The organism is Mesorhizobium sp. M7D.F.Ca.US.004.03.1.1 (assembly GCF_003998635.1).
Lineage (GTDB): Bacteria > Pseudomonadota > Alphaproteobacteria > Rhizobiales > Rhizobiaceae > Mesorhizobium > Mesorhizobium loti.
On record NZ_RZQG01000492.1, the window covers coordinates 1 to 4,517 of the forward strand.

General features: G+C 58.7%; 4 protein-coding genes and 2 pseudogenes. 4 read left to right on the top strand and 2 right to left on the bottom strand.

Going from position 1 to position 4,517, the window contains the following annotated elements:
• From EN935_RS23630 to EN935_RS23645, 4 genes and pseudogenes are all read left to right on the top strand, one after another.
• Positions 1-153 (top strand): annotated as a pseudogene (locus EN935_RS23630) (mandelate racemase/muconate lactonizing enzyme family protein); the annotation flags it as partial.
• Between the two features lie 45 nt (positions 154-198).
• On the top strand, positions 199-525 hold the full coding sequence (locus tag EN935_RS23635) for an NIPSNAP family protein (protein WP_023767759.1): 327 nt from the start codon (positions 199-201) through the stop codon (positions 523-525).
• A gap of 8 nt (positions 526-533) precedes the next feature.
• Entirely contained in the window at positions 534-1,730 is a 1,197-nt protein-coding gene (locus tag EN935_RS23640; RefSeq protein WP_109671213.1) for a mandelate racemase/muconate lactonizing enzyme family protein, read from the top strand.
• A 734-nt stretch (positions 1,731-2,464) separates the two neighbouring features.
• On the top strand, positions 2,465-2,770 hold the full coding sequence (locus tag EN935_RS23645; protein WP_127373657.1) for a hypothetical protein: 306 nt from the start codon (positions 2,465-2,467) through the stop codon (positions 2,768-2,770).
• A gap of 221 nt (positions 2,771-2,991) precedes the next feature.
• On the opposite strand, the gene EN935_RS42235 is transcribed toward EN935_RS23645, so the two are convergent.
• Both EN935_RS42235 and EN935_RS42240 read right to left on the bottom strand, forming a co-directional pair.
• The gene (locus tag EN935_RS42235) at positions 2,992-3,714 is read right to left on the bottom strand and encodes an HWE histidine kinase domain-containing protein (protein WP_348629910.1); all 723 of its coding nucleotides are present in this window, start codon (positions 3,712-3,714) and stop codon (positions 2,992-2,994) included.
• Positions 3,597-4,517: pseudogene (locus EN935_RS42240) on the bottom strand (hypothetical protein); the annotation flags it as partial. The gene EN935_RS42235 and the pseudogene EN935_RS42240, both read right to left, overlap by 118 nt.

Below are 4,517 nucleotides of genomic sequence, written 5' to 3' on the forward strand. Positions count from 1 at the left end.
GGCTTCATCACCGTCCCCGACAGACCGGGCCTGGGCATCGACGACGTCGTCGACGAAGTGATCAGCCAGCACCTGCAGCCCGGCATCACCGGCATCTGGCAGCCGACCGATCACTGGGACGATGAATATTCCTGGGACCGCACGTGGAGCTGACTCTACACCTCTCCCCGGGGGGAGAGGTGAACAGAAGGATCGACCATGATCTACGAACTTCGCATTTACGACTGCCTGCCGGGCCAGCTGCCGGCACTGCTCAAGCGTTTCAACGACCATACCTTGGCGCTGTGGGATAAGCACGGCATCCGCCAGGCCGGGTTCTTCACCACGGTGGTCGGCGAAAGCAGCAATCGACTGACCTATTTCGTCGCCTGGGAATCCCTTGCCGAGCGCGAAGTGAAATGGAAGGCCTTCACCACCGATCCGGCATGGCTCAAGGTCCGCGACGAGTCCGAGCGCGATGGCCCGATCCTGGCCAATATTTCCAGCCAGTTTCTCGCGCCAACCGCCTTCTCGTCGGTGAAATAGAGGACATCATGAAGATCACCGATCTCCGGTGCGCCGTCATCGGCAAACATCCCATCGTCCGCATCGTGACCGATGAAGGTCTTTATGGCCTCGGCGAGGTTGAGTACACCAAGCCCTATCTCAAGCCCTGGGTCCTGCATTTCCGCGAGGCGCTGATCGGTGAAGATCCGACCGACGTCGAACGCTGCATGCTGAAGATCCGGCAGCGCGGCTCGTTCAAGCCTTATGGCGCCGCCGTCAGCGCCATCGAGCACGCTCTCTGGGACATCGCCGGCAAGGCGGCCGGCGTTCCAGTCTACAAGCTGCTCGGCGGCAAGGTGCGCGACAAGGTGCGGGTCTACAACGGCTCCATCCGCAAAAAAAGGACCGGCGACAAGCCCGAGGACTACGCGGCCGACGTCAAGTGGATGATGGAGCGGCCCGAAAACTTCTTCATGGTCAAGCAGGGGATCAGCTTCCACTCCAACATGAAGACGAGCGTGCCCGACTTCCACTACGGCGTCCGCCAGCCGCCGACCTATCACGGGGCGATGGACCAGGGGCAGATCAGCGAGCGCGGCATGGCGCATATGATCGAATGCGTCATCGCCATGAAGGAGGTGCTCGGCGACAAGGTTTCGCTCGCGCTTGATTGCGGCCCCGGCTGGTTTCTGCCGGACGCCATCCGCTTCGCGCAGGCGGTGGAAAAATACAATCTCATGTGGCTCGAGGACATGCTGACGGGCGACTACGTGCCATGGGTCAATCCGCAGGCCTACCGCGAACTCACGACATCCACGTCCACCCCTATCCACACAGGAGAGCAGATTTACCTGCGTCATAACTTCAAGGAACTGATCGAAACGCAGGCGGTCCGCATCATCGGTCCGGACCCCGCAGATATCGGCGGCATCGCCGAGCTCAAATGGGTGGCCGAACATGCCTACATGCACTCGATCATGATGGCACCGCACGGCACGGCGAATGGTCTCCTCGGCCTCGGCGCGCTGATCAATGTCTGCGCAACTCTGCCCGCCAACTACATCGCCTTCGAATACCCCAGCGCCTCCGACCCCTGGTGGGAGGATATCGTTATTGGCCTGCCGACGCGGATCGTGAAGGATTCGATGATCGACTTGCTCGAAGCTCCCGGATTGGGCGTGGACATCGATGCCGCAGGCGCAAAGAAGTATCTCAAGGAAGAGGACGCCGGTTTCTTCGACTGAATAGACATCGCGTACCGTACGGGCACACTTCGAGGCATCGCTTGCCGGGGCCAACCTGTTGGTCGCGTGTGGCGTTGCCGGCTGCTCCGGAGTGCACTAGACCAACCGCTTTCGTGTGCACTATGTGCAACAAGAACGTCGATGTAGCCATGTGGCTTTCCGTTGCGGTGGCGTAGGCGGGCGCCTTTTGCCAACTGGTCTGTCTTTCCAATCGGGAATTGGATCGACCTAGATCAAAAGAAGACGATGACATTAATATAACAGACAACAAACTTGCTATTGCGCCGATGATGGACTGGACGGATAGACTGGCAAAATCAACGCGTTATAAGGGTTCGTGTGCATAAACTGCACACGAAAGTCCTGCTTCTCTTCCATTTTCGTTCCTGCGATGGGGTATCCGACGGGTATCTTCGGACCCCCGTTGAACATCAGTGCTGACCTGTCCTGCGAAGATCGTCGCACGTACATCCGCGATCTGCCGTTTGCCGGATAGCCGACGGACGTACAGGATGGTTCTCTCAAGCTGCCGGCTGCATGGCCCCCTCAGCGGCATGCCCCTAAATTAGTTTCTGGATGGTTCACCAACCATGCGAAATTCATATGAAGGGTAGGGGCTGCCTAACCACTTCTTTATCAATACTTCACCATAGGGACAACGGTCCGGGAACCTTTCTGATCGCTGCGGACTTCTGGGATTCACTGCGAATCCAACCAAATGAAGGGGTCTCCGCATGAAAGTCACTGCAGCAGGTATCGACCGCATCAAGATCGGCAATGCGGACGCGAGCGGCCAAGACGCACAATTCGTCATTTGGCTTTATCTTCAGGTTGACGAAGGCGGCACACAGACCGGTCAGGAACTGGTGGTGTCTATACCATACGCCGCGCATATGACGTTCGACGATCTCGCCACCCAGGCTTTCGAGAAGGCGCACGCCATGCTTCGCGCGTGCTGCGAGATAGATCAGTCCATGTGGTGGAAGCAGTTCAACCGCAGCCTTGCGCCGCTGCCCGAATGGACACCGGGTGCGCAGTAGCTGGCAGAACCTTCATTGCCGCTGCGTGGCGGCAACGTCGCTAGTCTAAAGGCTGGAATGTTGCCATTCTTCTCGTCGATCGGAACGATCAGGTTGCGCCATTGGCGGACACCCGAAGCAGAACGTTCCCTTCTCTGACATAACCGCTTTGGCGTGGGCGAGTAGCGGCCAACGGCAAGATCTTCTTCCTATGCAAATAGCTCGGACTGAACCGGCGAGGTCTAAGTTTCGCTGCTTGGGAAATGTGCCTCAGCCTCATTCGGCTCAAACAAGTTCACCCGAAAATCGCAAGCCAGTCCTGACCTTTCGAACGTCAGGACGATTCGGCCTGCCGAGTCGGAGGCGAATATGCGCTCCAGAAGCTGGGTGCCAAACCCCTTGCGCTCGATAGGGCCGACGGTTGGGCCGCCTGTCTCTCGCCATTCGAGTTCAAGTCGGCGTTGCTGTTTTTGACCAACAAGCTTCCAGGATATCGAAACCTTGCCCTTTGCATTCGACAGCGCCCCATATTTGATTGCATTTGTCGTAAGTTCATGAAGCGCGAGAGCAAATGAGAGGGCGACGTTTGGCGGAAGCCAAACCTTGCCGCCGCTGATTTGAAAGCGCTCGATCGATGCATGCGGCTTGATTGACGCTGTGATCAGATCATTGAGATCGGCACCGCTCCAGTTCTGTTGCGTAAGGATGTCGTGCGCCTTTGCCAGCGAGATGAGCCGGTTGGACAGGGTCCGTCCTGCCTCGGGCAACGTCGTAGCGTTGCGGATCGTCTGGCTTGCGATGGATCGGACCACCGCAAGCGTGTTCTTGACGCGGTGATTCAGTTCATTCACCAGCAATTTGCGGTGCTCTTCGCCGCGTTTACGGTCCGTGATGTCCAGGCTGATTTGCACAGCGCCAATAATGTTGCCGCTTGGGCTGCGGATCGGACGCGCGCTCGACAGCAGGAAGCGCTCCCCCCTGATGGAAGGGTGTAGGCGAACTCTTCGTTGTCGGTCAGCTCTCCGCGCATTGCCCGGCTTAGAGGTCGGTCTTCACGGCTTACGGTGTGGCCGTCCTTGACTGCGACGGTGTTGATCACCAGATCGGGCGCCCCAAAGGATTTACGGACGTCCGTCGGTAAACCCATGAGTTCGGCAGCGAAGCGATTGCGGATCACCTGGAGCGCTTTCGGGTCATAGGTGAACCAGACCGCCGCCGGCACCGTCTCCAGCACTGTCTCCAACTCATACCGACGCTCAGCGATGGCTCGCTCTGCGTCAACCAGCGCCTGCGCGATAGCAGCGAACTCGGTAACCGAGGTTGACATAGGTTCAACGGCGCGGCCGTGGCCCAGCGCCTCAGCGCGAGCGGCAAGGTCGGCGGTCGCTCCAGTGAAGCGCTTTCCAACGACGTACCCGAGGGCGATTGACACAAGAAGCGCCAGGAGGCCTATCCCGCAAATTGCCGCGAGCGAGCGCCACAGCGGCGCCTGCACATCCGAAAGCGGCATGTTGGCGGTATAAAACCAATCGGAATATGACGATCGGTAGTAGCCTGCCAGCAGCGTGATGCCTTCGTAGTTGCGGGACGTGAAGCTGCCGGAGCGGCCAACGATTTTTTCCAGATATTCTGGCAATCCGGGCTTGCCGGTCATCTCCTCGTGCGACCTGGAACGTGCCACGTAATTACCGTCGCGATCTCCAATGCCCACCGTCCACCCCTCAGGCACCGCAGGCATCATCACATCGCGAATGCGCGCGGTTGGGAC

What these genes read in the sequence shown, in the direction of transcription:
- EN935_RS23640 (WP_109671213.1), top strand. Translation starts at nt 534, where the DNA reads ATGAAGATCACCGATCTCCGGTGCGCCGTCATCGGCAAACATCCCATC.
- EN935_RS23635 (WP_023767759.1), top strand. Translation starts at nt 199, where the DNA reads ATGATCTACGAACTTCGCATTTACGACTGCCTGCCGGGCCAGCTGCCG.
- EN935_RS23645 (WP_127373657.1), top strand. Translation starts at nt 2,465, where the DNA reads ATGAAAGTCACTGCAGCAGGTATCGACCGCATCAAGATCGGCAATGCG.